This window comes from Streptomyces sp. NPDC048696, assembly GCF_043198895.1.
In the GTDB taxonomy this organism is placed as follows: domain Bacteria; phylum Actinomycetota; class Actinomycetes; order Streptomycetales; family Streptomycetaceae; genus Streptomyces.
On sequence record NZ_JBICVJ010000005.1, the window covers coordinates 256,399 to 275,760 of the forward strand.

Consider the following 19,362-nt stretch of genomic DNA (forward strand, 5'->3'; position numbering starts at 1 on the left):
ACCGCCGCTGCGGCGCACGCAGGGAGGTGCCCACCATGACCGACCGACGACTCTGGTCGTACAAGGAAATCGCCGCACACATCCGGGTCCAGCCGGACACGGTCCGCTCGTACCGCAAACACGGGCTGCTCCCCCCGCCCGACCTGGTCGAGAACGGCAAACCCTTCTGGTACGCGGACACCATCCGCACCTGGGTCGCGCGCCGCCCCGGGAACCGGAGCACCCGCAAGGACGACTGACCGTGGGACGGATACGCCGAGGGGACTGGATTAATACCCCCTAGGGGTATAACGTGGTTCATCGTCAGGGCGTCCCGGCTTCCCCGTGGCCCTCTGGTGCACCATGGACCCGTACCGCCCCGAAGAGGAGAAGCCCATGACCGCCGAGACCGAAGCCGCCGTCGCCACGACCGGCTCCTGCTGCTCGCCCGCCGGTTCCTGCCACAGCGACGGCCCGGCCGACGTCCAGCTCGGCTCCGTCACCACCGTCTACCAGGTCTCCGGCATGACCTGCGGGCACTGCGAGGGCGCGGTGTCGAGCGAGATCTCCGAGATCGCCGGCGTCGGCTCGGTCACGGCCGTCGCCGCGACCGGCCAGGTCACCGTCGTCTCCGCCGCGCCGCTGGACGAGGAGGCCGTCCGGGCCGCGGTCGACGAGGCCGGCTACGAGCTGGTCGGCCTCGCCTGAGTCACGGTTTCCCCGTCCGGGCCGTACGAGCGACGCATTCGGCTCCGTACGGCCCGGCCTCTTTTTCTGGAGCCTCACGTGGACAACGTGAACACCGTGGACCGCCCCCCGAGCGCCGCGCCCCGGCTGGTCGAGCTGACCATCGGCGGGATGACCTGCGCCTCGTGCGCGGCCCGCATCGAGAAGAAGCTCAACCGCATGGAGGGCGTCGAGGCGACGGTCAACTACGCGACCGAGAAGGCGAAGGTCGCGTACGCGACCGGGATCGAGGTCGCGGACCTCATCGCCACCGTCGTGAAGACCGGCTACACCGCCGAGGAGCCACCGCCGCCGGAGCCCGAACCGGTCGCGGACGCCGCCGCCGACGGCCCGGCCGAGCGGCTCGACCCCGAGCTCGCGGCGCTGCGCGGGCGCCTGATCGTCTCGGCCCTGCTCGCCGCGCCCGTGGTCCTGCTCGCGATGGTCCCATCCCTCCAGTTCGACAACTGGCAGTGGCTGAGCCTGACGCTGGCCGCGCCGGTCGTGGTCTGGGGCGGGCTGCCGTTCCACCGCGCCGCCGCCGTCAACCTCCGGCACGGCGCGGCCTCGATGGACACCCTGGTCTCCGTCGGCACCCTCGCCGCCTTCGTCTGGTCGCTGTGGGCGCTGTTCTTCGGGGACGCCGGGATGCCCGGCATGCGCCACGGCTTCGAGCTCACCGCGAGCGGGACGAGCGGTGCCTCCACCATCTACCTCGAAGTGGCCGCCGGGGTCGTCTCCTTCATCCTGCTCGGGCGCTATCTGGAGGCCCGCTCCAAGCGCAAGGCGGGAGCGGCCCTGCGGGCGCTGCTCGAACTGGGCGCCAAGGACGTGGCCGTCCTGCGCGCGGGCGCCGAAGTGCGCGTCCCGGTGGGCGAGCTGCGCGTCGGCGACCGCTTCGTCGTGCGGCCCGGCGAGACCGTCGCGACCGACGGCACGGTCGTCGAGGGCTTCGGCGCGGTGGACGCGTCGATGCTGACGGGCGAGTCCGTCCCGGTCGACGTGGCCGTGGGCGACCCGGTCACCGGCGCCACGGTCAACGCGGGCGGCCGCCTGGTCGTCGAGGCGACCCGCGTCGGCGCCGACACCCGGCTCGCCACCATGGCCCGCCTCGTCGAGGACGCCCAGAACGGCAAGGCCCAGGTCCAGCGGCTGGCCGACCGGATATCGGAGATCTTCGTCCCCGTCATCCTGCTCATCGCGCTCGGCACGCTGGTCGGCTGGCTGCTGGCCACCGACGACATCACCGCGTCCTTCACGGCGGCCGTCGCGGTCCTGATCATCGCCTGCCCCTGCGCCCTGGGCCTCGCCACCCCCACCGCCCTCATGGTCGGCACGGGACGAGGAGCCCAGCTCGGCATCCTCATCAAGGGCCCGGAGGTCCTGGAGACCACCCGCCGCGTCGACACCATCGTCCTCGACAAGACCGGCACCGTCACCACCGGCCGCATGACGCTGTACGACGTGTACGCGGCCGACGGCACCGACGAGAAGGAGGTGCTGCGGCTCGCGGGGGCCCTGGAGCACGCCTCCGAGCACCCCATCGCCCGCGCCGTCGCCGACGCGGCCGCCGAACGCACCGGCGAGCTGCCCGCACCGGAGTCCTTCCGCGCGCTGCCCGGACGCGGTGTGGAGGGTGTGGTGGAGGGCCGCGCGGTCTTCGTGGGCCGGGGCGTCGAGCTGCCCGCCGCACTCGCGGCCGCCAAGGAGGCCGCCGAGGCCGAGGGGCGCACGGCGGTCACGGTGAGCTGGGACGGGGTGCCCCGGGGCGTGCTGACCGTCGCCGACGCGGTGAAGGAGACCAGCGCCGAAGCCGTCGTACGGCTGCGCGGGCTCGGGCTGCGGCCCGTCCTGCTGACCGGCGACAACCGGGCGGTGGCCCAGTCGGTGGCGGCCCGGGTCGGGATCGCCGCCGAGGACGTGTACGCCGAGGTGCTGCCCGAGGAGAAGGTCGAGCTCGTCAAACGCCTTCAGGGCGAGGGCCGTTCGGTGGCGATGGTCGGCGACGGCGTCAACGACGCGGCCGCGCTCGCCACCGCCGATCTGGGTCTCGCGATGGGCACCGGCACGGACGCCGCGATCGAGGCGGGCGACCTCACCCTCGTACGGGGGGACTTGAGGGTCGCGGCCGACGCGATACGGCTCTCCCGGCGGACCCTGGCCACGATCCGGGGCAACCTGTTCTGGGCCTTCGGCTACAACGTGGCGGCCGTTCCGCTGGCCGCGGCGGGGCTGCTGAACCCCATGATCGCCGGTGCGGCTATGGCGTTCTCGTCGGTGTTCGTGGTAACCAACAGCCTACGGTTGCGCTCCTTCACCTGATCTCCACAAAGAGAGCTAGATCACAGAGATTATGAGGTAACCATCGGGCCGGTTCGGGAGTCTAAGTGGGCGATGCCGAGGACGTCTTGGGGGACGTCCATGGAATGTCTTGGGGGACGTTCCAGGCAGCGCGTTGGCCGGGGCACGTACAACGGGGAGCTTTGAGCGGCCCACCCGTTACGTACGTACCCCGGCAGACCGCCAGACCCCCGGCCGGATCCCGTGGGGGGAATCCGCACCGGGTAAAGGGAAGCGCCCCGCCCGCCAACCCGTGGGGGGATTGGTGGGCGGGGCGCTTCTGTACTTTTCAGGGCTCGGTTCGCCTCCGGGGCGCAAAAGCCTGTGTCGAGAGCCCGATCGTGCTCGACCCTCCTTCGTCGGGCCTCCGCGCTCCCCCAAGCTCTCGACTGCGCTCGAGCAGGGAGGTACCCCCATGCCCTCTCGACACAGGCGCGCCCCTTCGGCTCACTCGCCGGGGTTGGGGTCATCCCAACCCCTAGGGGCGCGGGACCGTGTTGATGTGCGGCTCCGCCGCGATGGGGGTCCCCCCTGTTCGAGCGGAGCCGAGAACTTGGGGGAGCGACCAGCCACGCACGGTCCGCAGCCGAAAAACCGGTACCTCGCGGAGCGTCTAGCGGGCCTCGACGGGGACGAAGTCGCGCAGGACCTCGCCCGTGTAGATCTGGCGCGGGCGACCGATGCGGGAACCCGGCTCCTTGATCATCTCGTGCCACTGGGCGATCCAGCCCGGCAGGCGGCCGAGGGCGAACAGGACCGTGAACATCTCGGTCGGGAAGCCCATGGCGCGGTAGATGAGACCCGTGTAGAAGTCCACGTTCGGGTACAGGTTGCGCGAGACGAAGTAGTCGTCGGAGAGCGCGTGCTCTTCCAGCTTCAGCGCGATGTCCAGCAGCTCGTCGGACTTGCCGAGCGCGGAGAGGACGTCGTGCGCGGCGGCCTTGATGATCTTGGCGCGCGGGTCGAAGCTCTTGTAGACCCGGTGGCCGAAGCCCATCAGACGGACGCCGTCCTCCTTGTTCTTCACCTTGCGGATGAAGGAGTCGACGTCGCCGCCGTTGGCCTGGATGCCTTCCAGCATCTCCAGGACCGACTGGTTGGCGCCACCGTGCAGCGGACCCCACAGGGCGCTGATGCCGGCGGAGATCGAGGCGAACATGTTCGCCTGCGAGGAGCCGACCAGACGCACGGTGGAGGTCGAACAGTTCTGCTCGTGGTCCGCGTGCAGGATGAGCAGCTTGTCGAGCGCCGAGACGACGACCGGGTCCAGCTCGTACTCCTGCGCCGGGACCGAGAACGTCATCCGCAGGAAGTTCTCGACGTAGCCGAGGTCGTTGCGCGGGTAGACGAACGGGTGGCCGATCGACTTCTTGTAGGCGTACGCCGCGATCGTCGGAAGCTTGGCGAGCAGCCGGATCGTCGAGAGGTGACGCTGCTTCTCGTCGAACGGGTTGTGGCTGTCCTGGTAGAACGTGGACAGCGCGGAGACGACCGAGGACAGCATGGCCATCGGGTGGGCGTCACGCGGGAAGCCGTCGAAGAAGCGCTTGACGTCCTCGTGCAGCAGCGTGTGCTGGGTGATCTCGCTCTTGAACGTCGACTGCTGGTCGACGGTCGGCAGCTCACCGTTGATGAGCAGGTACGCGACCTCCAGGAAGGTCGAGCGCTCCGCGAGCTGCTCGATCGGGTAGCCGCGGTAGCGCAGGATGCCCTGCTCGCCGTCGAGGTAGGTGATGGCGGATTTATAGGCAGCGGTGTTGCCGTACCCGCTGTCCAGAGTCACGAGGCCGGTCTGGGCCCGGAGCTTCCCGATGTCGAAGCCCTTGTCGCCGACGGTGCTGTCGATCACCGGGTAGGTGTACTCGCCATCGCCGAACCGCAGTACTACAGAGTTGTCGCTCACGTCATCCCTCACCGACGTAGTGCCTCTTCTTCGAGGTGCCCTGACTGTCTCTACCATCCCCCATTTGGCTCAGCAGAGTGCACTCGGGGTCGCCCATTGGGCTTATTAGCGGCACTCAGTGCCGTCAACCTGCTCATCCTGCCCCCTTCGCCCCGGTTCTGGAAGCCCCAGGTGATGTTTCACACCAAGGCGCCCCCTGACAGCCGATGAGCGAGTGCGGTAAAGCGTCTGCCTGCGGAAACCGTACGCACTGCCTGCCCGATCGCCTTGCGGGACCCCACCAGTACGACGAGTTTTCTGGCGCGGGTGACCGCCGTGTAGAGCAGGTTCCGTTGAAGCATCATCCAGGCGCCGGTGGTGACGGGGATCACCACCGCCGGGTACTCACTGCCCTGCGAGCGGTGGATCGTCACCGCGTACGCATGGGCCAGCTCGTCCAGTTCGTCGAAGTCGTACGGCACCTCCTCGTCCTCGTCGGTACGCACCGTCAGCCGCTGCTCGTCCGGGTCGAGGGAGGTGACCACGCCGACCGTGCCGTTGAAGACGCCGTTCTTTCCCTTCTCGTAATTGTTCCGGATCTGGGTGACCTTGTCGCCCACCCGGAACACCCGGCCGCCGAACCGCTTCTCCGGCAGGTCCGGGCGGGCCGGGGTGATGGCCTGCTGGAGCAGTCCGTTGAGGTTCCCCGCGCCGGCCGGGCCTCGGTGCATCGGCGCGAGCACCTGGACGTCGCGCCGGGGGTCGAGGCCGAACTTCGCGGGGATGCGGCGCGCGGCCACGTCGACGGCGAGCCGGCCCGCGTCCTCGGTCTCCTCCTCCACGAAGTGGAAGAAGTCGCTGAGACCCTGGGTGAGGGGAGGGACACCGGAGTTGATGCGGTGGGCGTTGGTGACCACACCGGACTGCTGGGCCTGGCGGAAGATCCTGGTGAGCCGCACCCGGGGCACCGGCCCGCCTTCGGCGAGCAGATCCCGCAGCACCTCCCCGGCGCCGACCGAGGGCAGCTGGTCCACGTCCCCGACCATCAGCAGGTGCGCGCCCGGCGCCACCGCCTTCACCAGTTTGTTGGCGAGCAGCAGATCGAGCATCGACGCCTCGTCGACCACGACCAGATCGGCGTCCAGCGGCCGGTCCTTGTCGTACGCCGCGTCGCCGCCCGGCTTCAGCTCCAGGAGGCGGTGGACCGTCGACGCCTCGGCGCCGGTGAGCTCGGCGAGGCGCTTGGCGGCGCGGCCGGTGGGCGCGGCGAGCACCACCTTGGCCTTCTTGGCCCGGGCCAGCTCCACGACCGAGCGCACGGTGAACGACTTGCCGCAGCCCGGGCCGCCGGTGAGCACGGCGACCTTGCTGGTGAGGGCGAGCCGGACCGCCTGCTGCTGCTCGGGGGCGAGCTCGGCGCCGGTGCGCCCGGCGAGCCAGGACAGCGCCCGGTCCCAGTCCACGTCCTGGAACCCCGGCATCCGGTCCTCGCCGGTGCGCAGCAGCCGCAGCACCTGGGCGGCGAGGGAGAGCTCGGCGCGGTGGAAGGGGACGAGGTAGACAGCGTTGACCCGCTCGGCCCCGCCCTGCGGCCCCGGGACAAGCTCGCGCACCACCCCCTCCTCGGCGACGAGCTCGCCCAGGCAGTCGATCACCAGACCCGTGTCGACCTGGAGGAGCTTCACCGAGTCGGCGATCAGCTGCTCCTCGGGCAGGAAGCAGTGGCCCTGGTCGGTGGACTGGGACAGCGCGTACTGCAGCCCCGCCTTCACGCGCTCCGGGCTGTCGTGCGGGATGCCGACCGCCTGGGCGATGCGGTCGGCGGTGAGGAAGCCGATGCCCCAGACGTCGGCGGCCAGCCGGTAGGGCTGGTTCTTCACGACCGAGATCGAGGCGTCCTCGTACTTCTTGTAGATCCGCACGGCGATGGAGGTGGAGACGCCGACGCCCTGGAGGAAGACCATCACCTCCTTGATGGCCTTCTGCTCCTCCCAGGCGGCGCCGATGAGCTTGGTGCGCTTGGGCCCCAGGCCCGGCACCTCGACCAGCCGCTTGGGCTCCTGCTCGATGATGTCCAGCGTGTCCGTGCCGAAGTGCTCCACGATGCGGTCGGCGATGCGGGGGCCGATTCCCTTGATCAGGCCGGAGCCGAGATAGCGGCGGATGCCCTGGATGGTGGCGGGCAGGACCGTCGTGTAGTTCTCCACGGTGAACTGCTTGCCGTACTGCGGATGCGAGCCCCAGCGGCCCTCCATCCGCAGCGACTCGCCCGGCTGCGCGCCGAGCAGCGAGCCGACCACCGTGAGGAGATCGCCCGCGCCCCGCCCGGTGTCGACCCGGGCGACCGTGTAGCCGTTCTCCTCATTGGCATAGGTGATCCGCTCCAGGACCCCTTCGAGCACCGCGAGATTGGACATGATCCGACGCTACCGGCGGGCTCGGACACCGTGGGGTGCCTGTGGATAACTTTCGCGCGACGGGAGTTGGCGGCGGGAGTCGGGGGTGCGGAACCGGTCCGGGAACTCAAGGGGGCCCGGTCCGTGTGACCGGGCCCCTCGATTCCCCTCCCCATCCCTCCCCACACGACGCTCCCCGATCCCCCCGGATCCCTCCCCTGGAGCGCCGATGACAAGTACGACACCCGTCACGCCTGAAGGGTTGCACGACTGCGGAAAGTAATTTTTCCGGAATCCCGACATGCCGATGGAGGGGTGCGGCCGTAGCGTTTCGCCCATGAGCGACGATTCCACCTTCGAGCAGGACGTACTGAACGAGCTGGGGGACGACGGGCTGGCCCGGCTCGCCCAGGAAATCGGCACGGACCCGGCCGGGGCGCGGGCGGTCGTGGGCTCGGCGGCGTCGGAACTGGCGGGCGAACTCCCGCCGGTCCCCCCCGCCCCCGAGGAGCCCCCGCTCCAGGGCGTCGCCACGCTCGGCGGCCTCGGCATGGCGGGCGGCGGCATGGTGGCCACGGTCCTGGCCAAGGCGACGAAGCCGCTGGCGAAGACGGTCGCCAAGAAGACGGGCCTCCCGGAACCCACGGTCACGCGGGCACTGGAACTCCTGATCCCGGTGGCCCTGACGGTCCTGAGCAAGCGAGCGGCGAAGGGGAAGTAGGGGGCGGGGTGGCGGGGGCTGGTCGCGCAGTTCCCCGCCCCCCTAAAGGCGGCGGTCATTTCGTCTGCGGGCCGTCTTGGGCTGGTCGCGCAGTTCCCCGCGCCCCTTGATGGGCCCAGAGGGCCCTCTTAGGGGCGCGGGGAACTGCGCGAGCAACCCAGCACGGTCCGCAGCCGAACGAAGCGGGGTGCAAGGGCCGCAGGCCCCGCAAGCGGGTCCGGGGGCGCAGCCCCCGGGAGACCGGCTCCACCCCCACCCAGCCGCCCGCAGGGCTTTGGGGAAGGGGCGGGGTGGGGGATCACACCGCCTTCGAGAAACCCCCGTCCACCACGAACTCCGCCCCCGTCGTACTCCCCGACCTCGGCGACACCAGCAGCGCCACCACGTCGGCGATCTCCTCGGGGGCGATGAAGCGGCCCGTGGAGGCGTTCATCCCGGGCGCCAGCGTGTCGAGGACCGTGTCCCGGTCCGCGCCCGCCATCGCCGCGATGACGTCCGCCGCACCCCCCTCATCCGTCCACCACGCCGTCCGCACCACCCCCGGCGACACCGTGTTGACCCGGACGCCCTGCGGGGCGAACTCCTCCGACAGGACCTTCGTGAAGTTGGACAGAGCCGCCTTCGCCGCACCGTACTCCGCGTTGCCCACAGCGGGCTGACGGGCCAGCACCGACGAGACGTTGACGACGGCACCGCCCCGGGCGAGCAGATGCGGCAGGGCCGCGCGGAAGGCGCGTACCGCCGAGAAGACGTTGAACTCGAACACCGCCGGCCAGTCCGCGTCGGGCGCGTCCAGGAACGACGCGCGCGGCAGGCTCACCCCCGGCGGCGGCCCGCCCGCGTTGTTGACCAGGATGTCGAGCCCGCCGAACTCCTCGACGGCACGGGCCACCACGCGCGCGGGGGCGTCGGCGTCCATGAGGTCGGCCGGTACGTGCACGAGCTCGGGCCGGGCCAGCTTCTCCAGCTCGGGGCTGGAGCCCCGCGAGACCGCGACCACGCGCGCGCCCTCGTCGAGCAGCCTGCGGACGACCGCGAGCCCGATGCCCTTCGAAGCGCCGGTGACCACGGCCGTACGGCCGGAAAGGTGCAGGTCCATGGGGTGTCTCCAACGTGCGACGGCGCTCGCCCCGTACGGGCGAGCCGGAGGCCGTGAACACGATCCTGTTCCGCCGCGGCGCCCATCGCTGGCGGGAATCCGGCACCGAGTTTCCCCCCGGGGACGGTCGGGCGACACGCGCTACGCGCGCGCCCGTCCCGTCGACCCCCGCACCATCAACTCACCGTGCACCGTGGCGATCCCGCCCGGCGGCACCGGCTCCTTGCCCATCGCCAGGCGCCCCGCCCGCGCCCCGGCCTCGCACAGCGGCAGCCGTACGGTCGTCAGCGCGGGCACCGCGTCCATGCTGAACGGGAGGTCGTCGAAGCCCGCGACCGAGACGTCGCCGGGGATGGCCAGACCCCGGTCGCGCAGGGCCGCGCAGGCGCCGAGCGCGACCGTGTCGTTGGCGGCGACCACCGCCGTCAACTCCGGGTCGCGGCGCAGGAGTTCGAGGGTCGCGTCATACCCGGAACGGCGGTCGTACGAGCCGTGCACCACGGGCCCGGGCGCCGCACCCACCGCCGCCAGCGCGGCCCGGTGGCCCTCCAGGCGGTGCCGGGTCGTGGTGCGCTCCTCGGGGCCCGCGATGTAGCCGACGCGGCGGTGGCCGAGGGCGAGCAGGTGCTCGGTCAGGCGCTGGCTGCCGCCACGGTTGTCGAAGGTCAGCGTCGCGGCAACGGGTCCGCCGGAAGCGGCCCCCGCACCCGCGACGGGACCGCCGGAGCCGACTCCTGCCCCCGCGCTCGCGACGGGACCGCCCGGGCCGGCTCCCGCGCCCGCCCCCGTCCCACCGGAACCAGCCCCCGCAGCCGTCCCCTCCCCCGGCCACGAAACCGGCGGCCGGCCGCACAGCACCACCCGCGTCCCCGCCTCCGCGAGCCGCCTCAGCTTCGCCGCGACCGCCGCCGCGTGGCCGGGGTCCTCCAGCGCTCCCCCGGTGAGGATCACGGCGGCCGCGCGCTGGCGCTGGAGCAGGGTCAGATAGGTGAGTTCACGCTCGGGCGAGCCACCCGTGTTGCAGACGACCGCCAGTTTCTCGCGGGCGCCGCGCTCGCCCCCGATCTCGGACTGGGCCGCGCCCGCCATGATCCCGAAGAACGGGTCGGCGATGTCGTTCACGAGTATGCCGACCAGGTCGGAGGTGGCCGCGGCGAGTGAACTGGCGGGCCCGTTCAGGACGTAGTCGAGCTCGTCGACGGCACGCAGGACGCGTTCACGGGTCGCCGCGGCCACCGGATAGTTGCCGTTGAGCACCCGCGAGACGGTCGCCGGGGACACCCGGGCGCGCGCCGCCACATCCGCCAGGGTCGTTGTCATCTCTGCCTCCGCCGCACCTCTCGTGCACCGCCGCGCGCCTCTTGTCCGTGGCGCTGTGCGCAGGCTAGCGTCCCTCCTGGCAGAAAGCGCTTACTACCGTGTCTTCAAAAGGCAAAGGCGCGTTGTCACCGGCCGCGCCGCGCGCCGCGCAGGAACGTGCCACGAGCCCGGAAGGGACATCACGTGACAGACAGGATCCCGCCCCGCAGGACCGTGCGGATCGCCATGAACGGCGTCACCGGCCGCATGGGCTACCGCCAGCACCTCGTGCGCTCCCTGCTCGCGCTGCGCGACGAGGGCGGTCTCGACCTCGGTGACGGCACCGTCCTGTGGCCGGAGCCCGTCCTGGTGGGCCGCCGGGAGTCCGCGCTGCGGGCGATCGCCGACCGGCACGGCCTCGCCCACTGGTCCACGGACCTGGACGCCGTCCTCGCCGACGACGGCGTGGAGATCTACTTCGACGCCCAGGTCACCGCCGCCCGCGAGGAGTCGATCCGCAAGGCCGTCGCCGCCGGCAAGCACGTCTACACCGAGAAGCCGACCGCGACCGGGCTCCCCGCCGCCCTGGAGCTGGCCCGGCTCGCCACCGCCGCCGGGATCAAGCACGGCGTCGTCCAGGACAAGCTCTTCCTGCCGGGCCTGCTGAAGCTCAAACGGCTGGTGGACAGCGGCTTCTTCGGGCGGATCCTGTCCGTGCGGGGCGAGTTCGGCTACTGGGTCTTCGAGGGCGACTGGCAGAGCGCGCAGCGCCCGTCGTGGAACTACCGCGCCGAGGACGGCGGTGGCATCGTCGTCGACATGTTCCCGCACTGGGAGTACGTGCTGCACGAGCTGTTCGGGCGCGTCACCTCCGTCCAGGCGCTGGCCACCACGCACATCCCGCAGCGCTGGGACGAGCGGGGCAAGCCCTACGACGCGACCGCCGACGACGCCGCGTACGGCGTCTTCCAGCTGGCGGGCGGCGCCGTCGCGCAGATCAACTCGTCCTGGGCCGTCCGCGTCCACCGCGACGAACTCGTCGAGTTCCAGGTCGACGGCACCGAGGGCTCGGCGGTGGCGGGGCTGCGCGAGTGCCGCTTCCAGCACCGCTGCGCGACCCCCAGACCGGTGTGGAACCCGGACCTCCCGGCGACGGAGGCGTTCCGCGAGCAGTGGCAGACGGTCCCGGACAACGAGGACTTCGCCAACGGCTTCAAGGCGCAGTGGGAGCTGTTCCTGCGGCACGTCTACCTCGACACCCCGTACCGCCAGGACCTGTTGGCGGGCGCGCGCGGGGTGCAGCTGGCCGAGCTGGGGCTGCGGTCGTCGGCCGAGGGCCGCCGCGTCGAGGTTCCGGAGATCTCGCTGTGACGGTCCTGCTGCCCCGCGCCGACGGCTCGCTCGTACGGTACGAGCCCCGCCCCGACCCGATCGCGTGCGCCCCGGGCGCCCCGCCTCTCTCCCGTACGGTCTTCGCGGCCGCGCACGTGGTCGCCGACCCGTACGCGGATCCGTACGCCGCCACGACCTCGGCCGTCGACTGGGACGCCACGCTCGCCTTCCGTCACCACCTCTGGTCGCACGGGCTCGGGGTGGCAGAGGCCATGGACACCGCCCAGCGCGGCATGGGCCTGGAGTGGCCCTCGGCCGCCGAGCTGATCCGGCGCTCGGCCGCCGAGGCGAAGGCGGCCGGAGGCCGGATCGCCTGCGGGGTGGGCACCGACCAGCTGACCGGCCCGGCCTCGCTCGCCGAGGTGACGGCCGCGTACGAGGAACAGCTCGCGCTCGTCGAGGGCGTCGGCGCGCGGGCCGTCCTGATGGCGTCGCGCGCGCTGGCGGCCGTGGCGCGCGGGCCGGAGGACTTTTCGGCCGTGTACGGGCGGCTGTTGGAGCAGGCCGCACGGCCGGTGATCCTGCACTGGCTCGGCCCGATGTTCGACCCGGCCCTCACGGGGTATTGGGGCTCGCCCGACCTCGATCTCGCCACCGAGACCTTCACGAAGATCATCGCCGACCACCCCGGCAAGGTCGACGGGATCAAGGTGTCGCTGCTCGACGCGGCGCGGGAGGTCGCGCTGAGGCGACAGCTGCCGCCGGGGGTGGCCTGCTACACCGGCGACGACTTCCACTACCCGGAGCTCATCGCGGGCGACGAACAGGGCTTCAGCCACGCCCTGTTGGGGATCTTCGACCCGCTCGGTCCGCTGGCGGCGCAGGCGGTGCGGGCGCTGGACGCGGACGACACGGCGGGCTTCCGGCGGCTGCTCGATCCCACCGTGGAGCTCTCCCGCCACCTCTTCGAGGCCCCTACCCGCTTCTACAAGACGGGCGTGGTCCTGCTCGCCTGGCTCGCGGGACACCAGGACCACTTCACGATGCTGGGCGGCCTCCAGTCGGCCCGCCCACTGCCCCATCTGGCCCGGGCGTACCAACTGGCCGACGGGCTGGGCTTGTTCGGCGATCCCGCACGCGCCGAGGCACGGATGAAGAACCTGCTGAACGTGTACGGAGTCGACCGGTGAGCCTTTCCCGTCTCAGCCTCAATCAGATGACCGTGAAGCAGCTGCCGCTGCCCCAACTGGTCGCCGTCTGCGCCGAGTCGGGCGTGCCGGGCGTCGGACTGTGGCGCGAGCCCGTGCGGGCGTACGGCGTCGAGGCGGCCGCGAAGCTCGTCCGGAACGCGGGGCTGAGCGTCACCTCGCTCTGCCGGGGCGGCTTCTTCACCACCGCCGAGCCGCACGCGCGCGTAAAGGCGCTCGGCGACAACCGGGCCGCGATCGACGAGGCGGCGACGCTCGGCACGGACACCCTGGTGCTGGTCTGCGGCGGACTGCCCGAGGGAAGCCGGGACCTGGCGGGGGCGCGGGAGCGGGTCGCCGACGCGCTCGCCGAACTCGGCCCGTACGCGCGCGTGCGGGGCGTACGCCTCGCCATCGAACCGCTGCATCCCATGTACGCGTCCGACCGCTGTGTCGTGTCGACCCTCGGCCAGGCCCTGGACCTGGCCGAACGCTTCCCGGCCGAGGAGGTGGGGGTCGTCGTCGACACCTACCACGTGTGGTGGGACGACCTGGCCCCGGCGGCCGTCACGCGCGCGGGGGCCGCCGGACGCATCCACGCCTTCCAACTCGCCGACTGGGTGACGCCGTTGCCCGAGGGCGTACTGACCGGGCGCGGCCAGCTCGGGGACGGCTCGATCGATCTGCGGGACTGGTGGCGGCGGGTGGACGCGGCCGGGTACGCGGGCCCGGTCGAGGTGGAGCTCTTCAACGAGGCGCTGTGGCGGCGGGACGGGGTGGAGGTCCTGCGCGAGACGGTCGAGCGGTTCCGGCGGCTCGCCCCGAAGGGACGGTGAGCCCCGTGCGCTACGCGTTCTCCACGCTCGGGGTGCCCGGCCTGCCGATCCCCGAGGTCGTCCGGCTGGCCGCCGAGCACGGCTACCAGGGCGTCGAGCTGCGCGCCCATCCGGAAGAGCCGGTGCACATCGGCGTCGGCATGCGCGAACGGGCCGCCGCTGTCAGCGAGTTCGCTGCTCAGGGCGTCGACATCCTCGCCGTCGCCGGGTACGCGCGCGTGGCCGGTCCCGGCGACGCGCGCGTGGACGAGCTGGTGCTCCTCGCGCACGACCTGGGTGCCCGGTACGTACGTGTCTTCCCCGGCGGCGACGGCTCCCCGAACGACGACGGCCTCGCGGTGCGGCGGCTGCGCGAGGTCGCCGCCCTGGCCGCCGAGCGCGGCGTACGCGTACTGCTCGAAACGCATGACTCGCACCGCACGGGCGCGGCCGTCGCCCGCATCCTGGACCGGGTCGGCGCGCCGGAGGTCGGCGCCCTGTGGGACGTGATGCACACCTGGCTCGGCGGCGAGAGCCCGGCCGCCACCCACACCGCACTCGCCCCGCACCTGGGATACGTACAGGTCAAGGACATCGCGTCGGCCGAGGACACCACCCCGCTGCCGCTCGGGGCCGGGGTGCTGCCGCTCGCCGCGTGCCTGGCGCCGCTCAGGTCGGACGGCTGGCTGTGCTGGGAGTACGAGAAGCGGTGGTATCCGGACGCGGCGGAGCTGCCGGGGCTGCTGACGGCCGGGCGGGAGCATCTGGACGCGCTGCTCGGGCGGTCGGGGCCGGGGAATCGCGGAACACCGGAATCCGGGGCAGGGGCACCCGGGGCAGCGACGTCAGGGCCACCCCGCCCACCAGCAGCACCGCCGCGCACCACCGCAGCGGACTGACCGGCTCGCCCAGGAAGAGAGCGGCCGACGACATCCCGAAGACCGGCACCAGCAGGCTGAACGGGGCCACCGACGACGCCGGGTGGTGGCGCAGCAGATACCCCCAGGCGCCGAACCCGAAGACCGTGCTGCCCCAGGCGACATAGACGAGCGCGCCCGCGCCGCTCCAGTCGAACGACCGGAGCGCCGCCGCGTCCCGCCCCGGGCCCTCGAAGAGCAGCGAGAGGCCGATCAGGGGCAGGATCGGGACGGTGGAGACCCACACCATGAAGTTGAGCGCGTCGGGCGGGGCGGCCTTGCGGGTGACGACGTTCGAGACGCCCCAGCAGGCGGCGGCCGCCACGGTGAGGGCGAAGCCGAGCAGCGGGCCGCTCGCGCCCTCGTCCACGGCGGCGACGGCGATCCCCGCCAGCGCGACCAGCATGCCCAACAGGCGGGTGCGGCCCGGGCGTTCACCGAGGGCCACCATCGCCACGACCGCCGTGAACACCGCCTGGATCTGGAGCACCAGGGAGGAGAGCCCGGCCGGCATGCCCTCGTTCATACCGATGAAGAGCAGCCCGAACTTGGCGACCCCGAGGACGAGTCCGACCGCCACCAGCCACTTCCAGCCGACCTTCGGCTTCCCCACGAAGAACACCGCGGGCAGCGCCGCGACCAGGAAGCGCAGGGCGGAGAAGAGCAGCGGCGGGAAGTGGCCGAGCCCGACCTCGACGACCGTGAAGTTCACGCCCCAGACGGCGGTGACCAGCACGGCGAGCACGATGTGTACGGGACGCATGCGTCGAGGATCACCGAGGCCGACCATGTAGCACCAGCGCGGATTTCTTCATGGTTGGATTGAGCAGACGTAATGAATCGCTCTGGCGAGCCAGTGACGAATCGCTCCGCCAAGACCCTACGAAGTCCGTACGAACGTGAGGCCACCGTGCTCGATCTCGCCCGGCTGCGCGCGCTGCACGCCGTCTCCGTCCACGGGTCCGTGGCGGCCGCCGCCACCGCACTCGGCTACACCCCCTCCGCGGTCTCCCAGCAGATCACCAAGCTGGAGCGGGAGACCCGCACCACGCTCCTGGAGCGGCGCGGGCGCGGGGTCGCGCTCACCGAGGAGGCGCTGCATCTCGCCGCCACCGCACAGGAGTTGCTGGCACTCGTCGAACACGCCGAGACCACCCTGGAGGAGCGCCGGGGGCTGCCCACCGGGCGGCTGACGGTCGCCGCGTTCGCCTCGGCGGCGCGCGGACTGCTCCCGGGCGTCCTCGCCCAGCTGGCGCGCGAGCACCCGGACCTGGACGCCCGCCTCTCGGAGATCGACCCTCATCTGTCCGTCGACCTGGTGGCGAAGGGCGTGATCGACCTGGCGGTGACGCACGACTGGGACATCACCCCGCTGCCCGCCCCCGAGGGCGTGGAGCACGCGGTGATCGGCGACGACCTGTGCGACCTGCTGGTGCCCGAGGACCACCGGCTCGCCGGGCGGGAACCGGTGCGCCGCGCCGAGCTCGCCCGGGAGCGCTGGATCTGCCAGCCGCCCGGGTCGGTCTGCCACGACTGGCTGGTGCGGACGCTGCGGGCCGACGGACACGAGCCGGATCTGCGCCACCAGGCCGCCGAGTACCACACCCAACTCGCCCTGGTGGCCCATGGGTTGGGCGTCGCCCTGGTTCCCCGGCTGGGCCGGGGTCCGCTGCCCGACGGTGTGGTGGCGGTCCGACTCGACCCCGCTCCGGTGCGCCGGTTGTACGCCCTGTGGCGCACGGGGGCCGCTCGCCGCCCGGCCATCACGGCGGCGGTGGCGGCGCTCCGGTCGCAGTGGCCGGCCGCCGTGCCGCCTCCCGCACAACCCTGATCACATCGGGCACTTCCGTACCATTTTGTCCGAATGAGGCCCCGGCCGGGAACCCACCGGGGACGGCGATCGTCCAACCTCCGTACTGCCGGTGAGTCTCCGCAGAGCGGTGTCGGCGATCGCTGCTGGCGGCGAACGGCCGACTCCCCTCTCCAACCGCCTGCGGCCGGCAGCACACCGCCACCGGTGCGCCCCCCTCCGACTGCGCCGGTGGCGGACCCCTTTCCGGGCCGAGTGCGCGTCCCGCGATGCGCGCCCCCTTGACCGGTAATAACTTTCCGGTTATCCGTTCGGCGTTGGAAGTTTCTTCCACGCCTACGGATGGAGCGCACGTGTCGCACCGCACCTCCAGACGCACCCTCCTCACCGCGACCGCCGCCGCGGGCGCGGCGGCCGCCGTCGGGGCCGCCCTTCCCGCGTACGCCGGTGAACGGCCCGGCCACGACCGGCTGCGGCGGATCATCGCCCGGATGTCGATCGAGGAGAAGGTCGGCCAGCTCTTCGTGATGCGGGTCTACGGCCACTCCGCGACCGCACCCGACCAGGTGGACATCGACGCCAACATGAGCGAGATCGGTGTGCACACCGCCGCCGAGCTCATCGCGAAGTACCACGTCGGCGGCATCATCTACTTCACCTGGGCGCACAACACCCGCGACCCGCACCAGATCGCCGACCTCTCCAACGGCATCCAGCGCGCCGGGCTCGCCCAGCCAACGCCCGTACCGCTGATCATCGCCACCGACCAGGAGCACGGCATCGTCTGCCGCGTCGGCCACCCGGCGACCCTCTTCCCCGGCGCGATGGCTCTCGGCGCGGGCCGCTCCGCGCGCGACGCCACCACCGTCGGGCGGATCGGCGGTGCCGAGCTGCGCGCGATCGGGATCCGGCAGAACTACTCGCCCGTCTCGGACGTCAACGTCAACCCCGCCAACCCGGTCATCGGCGTACGGTCCTTCGGGGCCGATCCGGCGGCCGTGGCCCGGATGGTGGCCGCCGAGGTGCGGGGCTACCAGGGCGCCGGGATCGCGGCGACCGCCAAGCACTTCCCCGGTCACGGCGACACCAGCGTCGACAGCCACACCGGCATCCCCGTCATCACCCACACCCGCGAGCAGTGGGAGAAGCTGGACGCGCCGCCGTTCCGGGCCGCGATCGCCGCCGGGATCGACTCGGTGATGACGGCGCACATCCAGTTCCCGGCGCTCGATCCGACCAACGACCCGGCGACGCTCTCGCACCCCATCCTCACCGGCATCCTGCGCGGGGAGCTGGGCTTCGGCGGGGTGATCGTGACGGACGCGCTGGGCATGCAGGGCGTCCGGGACAAGTACGGCGACGACCGGGTGCCGGTGCTGGCGCTGAAGGCGGGCGCCGATCAGCTGCTCGACCCGCCGAAGCTGGACGTGGCCTGGAACGGGGTGCTCTCGGCGGTCCACAGCGGCGAGATCACCGAGGCCCGGCTGGACGAATCGATCCTGCGCATTCTCGAACTCAAGGAGCGGCGCGGCCTGTTCAGCCATCCGTACGTCTCGCAGCACGAGGTCGACCGGGTGGTCGGCACCCGGCCGCATCTCGCCGCCGCCGACGCGGTGGCCGAGCGGACCACGACCCTGCTGGTCAACGAGGGCGGGCTGCTGCCCCTGTCGCGGCGGCGCCGGCACGACATCCTGGTGGTGGGCGCCGACCCCGCGTCACCGTCCGGGACGACCGGTCCGCCGACGGCGGTCCTGGCCAGGGCGCTGACCGAACTGGGCTTCACCGCGACCGCGTTGCCCACCGGGTCGCTGCCCACCCAGGCGCAGATCGACGCGGCGACGGCGGCCGCGCGGGGCAAGGACGCGGTGGTCGTCGCCACCTACAACGCGGGGCCGGGCGGCGCCCAGTCCAGGCTGGTGGCGGCGCTCGGCGCGACCCATGTGCCCGTGATCCACCTCGCGATCCGCAACCCGTACGACATCGCGCATCTCAGCGGGCATACGGCATCGCTCGCCACCTACTCGTGGACCGACGTCGAACTCCGCGCGGCGGCCCGGGTGCTGGCGGGCAGGGCCGCGCCGGTCGGGCGGCTGCCGGTGGCCGTGCCGCGCGGGGACGATCCGACCCAGGTTCTGTACCCGATCGGCTACGGGCTGTCGTACTAGAGATACCCCTCGCCTCCTCTGGCGGGGCGCCCGGGCACCGGGTCACGCTGGTGCGGGGGTCGGTCATGTGCGCGTACGGGTCGTTGAGGGCGGTTCGCCCTGTTCTGGCGGTGTCCGCCGCCCTGTTGCTCACCGTGGGCTGTCAGCGGGCGGCGTCCGGCCCGGCCGGGCGCGTACCGCCCGCCTCGTCGGCCGCGCCGGACGCGATGTTCCTGGAAGCCGGGGCCTGCGCCGCGCACGGGCAGGCGTTCACGGAGGTGCCGTGCACGAGCGAGCGCGCGGTGGCGCGGGTCTCGGTGCGGCGCCCGGGCACCGCGCGGACGGCCGCCGGATGCCCGCTGAACACGGACTTCGTGCTGTACATCGGGGGCCGGGGCGCCTCGGGGTACGCGTGCATGCGCAATCTGGAGGCGCCGCATCCCGGGGATCCGGGGATGGGCGGCGGCCCCTTCACGGTCGTCGGCGACTGTGTGTACCAGTCGGGCGAGGGACAGGTGAAGGAGACCGCGTGCGACGGCTCGGGGTCCGAGCCGCCGGGGTTCAAGGTGACGAAGGCGGTGACCCGCCGCGCCGACTGCCCGGCCTCGACGGCGATGTACGTGGAGCTGACCGGCGGCTCCCAACGGGTGGGCTGCGCCCGGCGGTTGTGAAGGGTGCGCGGGGCCCGGGGGACAGCGCCCCCGGGCCCCCTTCC

The 19,362-nt window shown here is 72.2% G+C and carries 15 protein-coding genes and 1 pseudogene; 11 read left to right on the forward strand and 5 right to left on the reverse strand.

Annotated features, from left to right (window positions below):
- Window positions 1-35 precede the first annotated feature (35 nt).
- From ACGFRG_RS12635 to ACGFRG_RS12645, 3 genes are all read left to right on the forward strand, one after another.
- Window positions 36-239, forward strand: coding sequence for an AlpA family transcriptional regulator (locus ACGFRG_RS12635; protein ID WP_188278175.1), 204 nt, complete (start codon window positions 36-38; stop codon window positions 237-239).
- Between the two features lie 136 nt (window positions 240-375).
- Window positions 376-687: a heavy-metal-associated domain-containing protein gene (locus ACGFRG_RS12640; RefSeq protein WP_361429949.1), complete on the forward strand. Its 312-nt coding sequence runs from the start codon at window positions 376-378 to the stop codon at window positions 685-687.
- A 78-nt stretch (window positions 688-765) separates the two neighbouring features.
- Complete coding sequence (locus ACGFRG_RS12645) at window positions 766-3,027, forward strand: heavy metal translocating P-type ATPase (protein ID WP_393263489.1); 2,262 nt, start codon at window positions 766-768, stop codon at window positions 3,025-3,027.
- A 631-nt stretch (window positions 3,028-3,658) separates the two neighbouring features.
- Here ACGFRG_RS12645 and ACGFRG_RS12650 read toward each other — a convergent pair.
- Both ACGFRG_RS12650 and ACGFRG_RS12655 read right to left on the reverse strand, forming a co-directional pair.
- Entirely contained in the window at window positions 3,659-4,948 is a 1,290-nt protein-coding gene (locus ACGFRG_RS12650) for a citrate synthase (protein WP_361387685.1), read from the reverse strand.
- Between the two features lie 179 nt (window positions 4,949-5,127).
- A complete protein-coding gene (locus ACGFRG_RS12655) occupies window positions 5,128-7,344 on the reverse strand; it encodes an ATP-dependent RecD-like DNA helicase (RefSeq protein ID WP_361429947.1) in 2,217 nt (738 codons plus the stop codon).
- Window positions 7,345-7,660: 316 nt separating this feature from the next.
- Here ACGFRG_RS12655 and ACGFRG_RS12660 point away from each other — a divergent pair, with 316 nt between their 5' ends.
- Window positions 7,661-8,044 (forward strand): DUF937 domain-containing protein, encoded by a 384-nt coding sequence (locus tag ACGFRG_RS12660; protein WP_393263492.1) that lies wholly within the window; start codon window positions 7,661-7,663, stop codon window positions 8,042-8,044.
- Window positions 8,045-8,342: 298 nt separating this feature from the next.
- Here the strand turns inward: ACGFRG_RS12660 and ACGFRG_RS12665 are convergent, their stop codons facing one another.
- Both ACGFRG_RS12665 and ACGFRG_RS12670 read right to left on the reverse strand, forming a co-directional pair.
- Window positions 8,343-9,143 (reverse strand): SDR family oxidoreductase, encoded by an 801-nt coding sequence (locus ACGFRG_RS12665; RefSeq protein WP_361433064.1) that lies wholly within the window; start codon window positions 9,141-9,143, stop codon window positions 8,343-8,345.
- Between the two features lie 141 nt (window positions 9,144-9,284).
- On the reverse strand, window positions 9,285-10,463 hold the full coding sequence (locus tag ACGFRG_RS12670) for a LacI family DNA-binding transcriptional regulator (protein ID WP_393263494.1): 1,179 nt from the start codon (window positions 10,461-10,463) through the stop codon (window positions 9,285-9,287).
- 225 nt (window positions 10,464-10,688) lie between these two features.
- Here ACGFRG_RS12670 and ACGFRG_RS12675 point away from each other — a divergent pair, with 225 nt between their 5' ends.
- The 4 genes and pseudogenes from ACGFRG_RS12675 to ACGFRG_RS12690 form a co-directional block, all read left to right on the forward strand.
- Window positions 10,689-11,813 carry a Gfo/Idh/MocA family protein gene (locus ACGFRG_RS12675; protein ID WP_393263764.1) on the forward strand — a complete coding sequence of 375 codons (1,125 nt, stop codon included), beginning with the start codon at window positions 10,689-10,691 and terminating at the stop codon, window positions 11,811-11,813.
- Window positions 11,810-12,964: a dihydrodipicolinate synthase family protein gene (locus tag ACGFRG_RS12680; RefSeq protein WP_393263496.1), complete on the forward strand. Its 1,155-nt coding sequence runs from the start codon at window positions 11,810-11,812 to the stop codon at window positions 12,962-12,964. Before ACGFRG_RS12675 ends, ACGFRG_RS12680 begins: the two co-directional genes overlap by 4 nt.
- A 26-nt stretch (window positions 12,965-12,990) precedes the next feature.
- Window positions 12,991-13,797: a sugar phosphate isomerase/epimerase family protein gene (locus tag ACGFRG_RS12685; RefSeq protein WP_361433071.1), complete on the forward strand. Its 807-nt coding sequence runs from the start codon at window positions 12,991-12,993 to the stop codon at window positions 13,795-13,797.
- Between the two features lie 5 nt (window positions 13,798-13,802).
- A pseudogene (locus ACGFRG_RS12690) lies at window positions 13,803-14,555 on the forward strand (sugar phosphate isomerase/epimerase family protein); the annotation flags it as partial.
- On the opposite strand, the gene ACGFRG_RS12695 reads toward ACGFRG_RS12690, so the two are convergent.
- On the reverse strand, window positions 14,446-15,456 hold the full coding sequence (locus tag ACGFRG_RS12695; protein WP_393263498.1) for an EamA family transporter: 1,011 nt from the start codon (window positions 15,454-15,456) through the stop codon (window positions 14,446-14,448). The pseudogene ACGFRG_RS12690 and the gene ACGFRG_RS12695 overlap by 110 nt on opposite strands.
- A gap of 147 nt (window positions 15,457-15,603) precedes the next feature.
- Here ACGFRG_RS12695 and ACGFRG_RS12700 point away from each other — a divergent pair, with 147 nt between their 5' ends.
- The 3 genes from ACGFRG_RS12700 to ACGFRG_RS12710 all read left to right on the forward strand — a co-directional run bounded on the left by ACGFRG_RS12700 (window position 15,604) and on the right by ACGFRG_RS12710 (window position 19,318).
- Window positions 15,604-16,524 (forward strand): LysR family transcriptional regulator, encoded by a 921-nt coding sequence (locus tag ACGFRG_RS12700; RefSeq protein ID WP_361433113.1) that lies wholly within the window; start codon window positions 15,604-15,606, stop codon window positions 16,522-16,524.
- A 332-nt stretch (window positions 16,525-16,856) separates the two neighbouring features.
- Window positions 16,857-18,668 (forward strand): glycoside hydrolase family 3 protein, encoded by a 1,812-nt coding sequence (locus ACGFRG_RS12705; RefSeq protein ID WP_393263500.1) that lies wholly within the window; start codon window positions 16,857-16,859, stop codon window positions 18,666-18,668.
- Window positions 18,669-18,778: 110 nt separating this feature from the next.
- On the forward strand, window positions 18,779-19,318 hold the full coding sequence (locus ACGFRG_RS12710) for a hypothetical protein (RefSeq protein WP_361433077.1): 540 nt from the start codon (window positions 18,779-18,781) through the stop codon (window positions 19,316-19,318).
- Window positions 19,319-19,362: the final 44 nt, after the last annotated feature.

Coding starts and splice junctions, on each gene's coding strand:
- ACGFRG_RS12660 (WP_393263492.1), top strand. CDS start 7,661: ATGAGCGACGATTCCACCTTCGAGCAGGACGTACTGAACGAGCTGGGG.
- ACGFRG_RS12670 (WP_393263494.1), bottom strand. CDS start 10,463: ATGACAACGACCCTGGCGGATGTGGCGGCGCGCGCCCGGGTGTCCCCG.
- ACGFRG_RS12695 (WP_393263498.1), bottom strand. CDS start 15,456: ATGCGTCCCGTACACATCGTGCTCGCCGTGCTGGTCACCGCCGTCTGG.
- ACGFRG_RS12685 (WP_361433071.1), top strand. CDS start 12,991: ATGACCGTGAAGCAGCTGCCGCTGCCCCAACTGGTCGCCGTCTGCGCC.
- ACGFRG_RS12640 (WP_361429949.1), top strand. CDS start 376: ATGACCGCCGAGACCGAAGCCGCCGTCGCCACGACCGGCTCCTGCTGC.
- ACGFRG_RS12655 (WP_361429947.1), bottom strand. CDS start 7,344: ATGTCCAATCTCGCGGTGCTCGAAGGGGTCCTGGAGCGGATCACCTAT.
- ACGFRG_RS12635 (WP_188278175.1), top strand. CDS start 36: ATGACCGACCGACGACTCTGGTCGTACAAGGAAATCGCCGCACACATC.
- ACGFRG_RS12675 (WP_393263764.1), top strand. CDS start 10,689: ATGAACGGCGTCACCGGCCGCATGGGCTACCGCCAGCACCTCGTGCGC.
- ACGFRG_RS12665 (WP_361433064.1), bottom strand. CDS start 9,143: ATGGACCTGCACCTTTCCGGCCGTACGGCCGTGGTCACCGGCGCTTCG.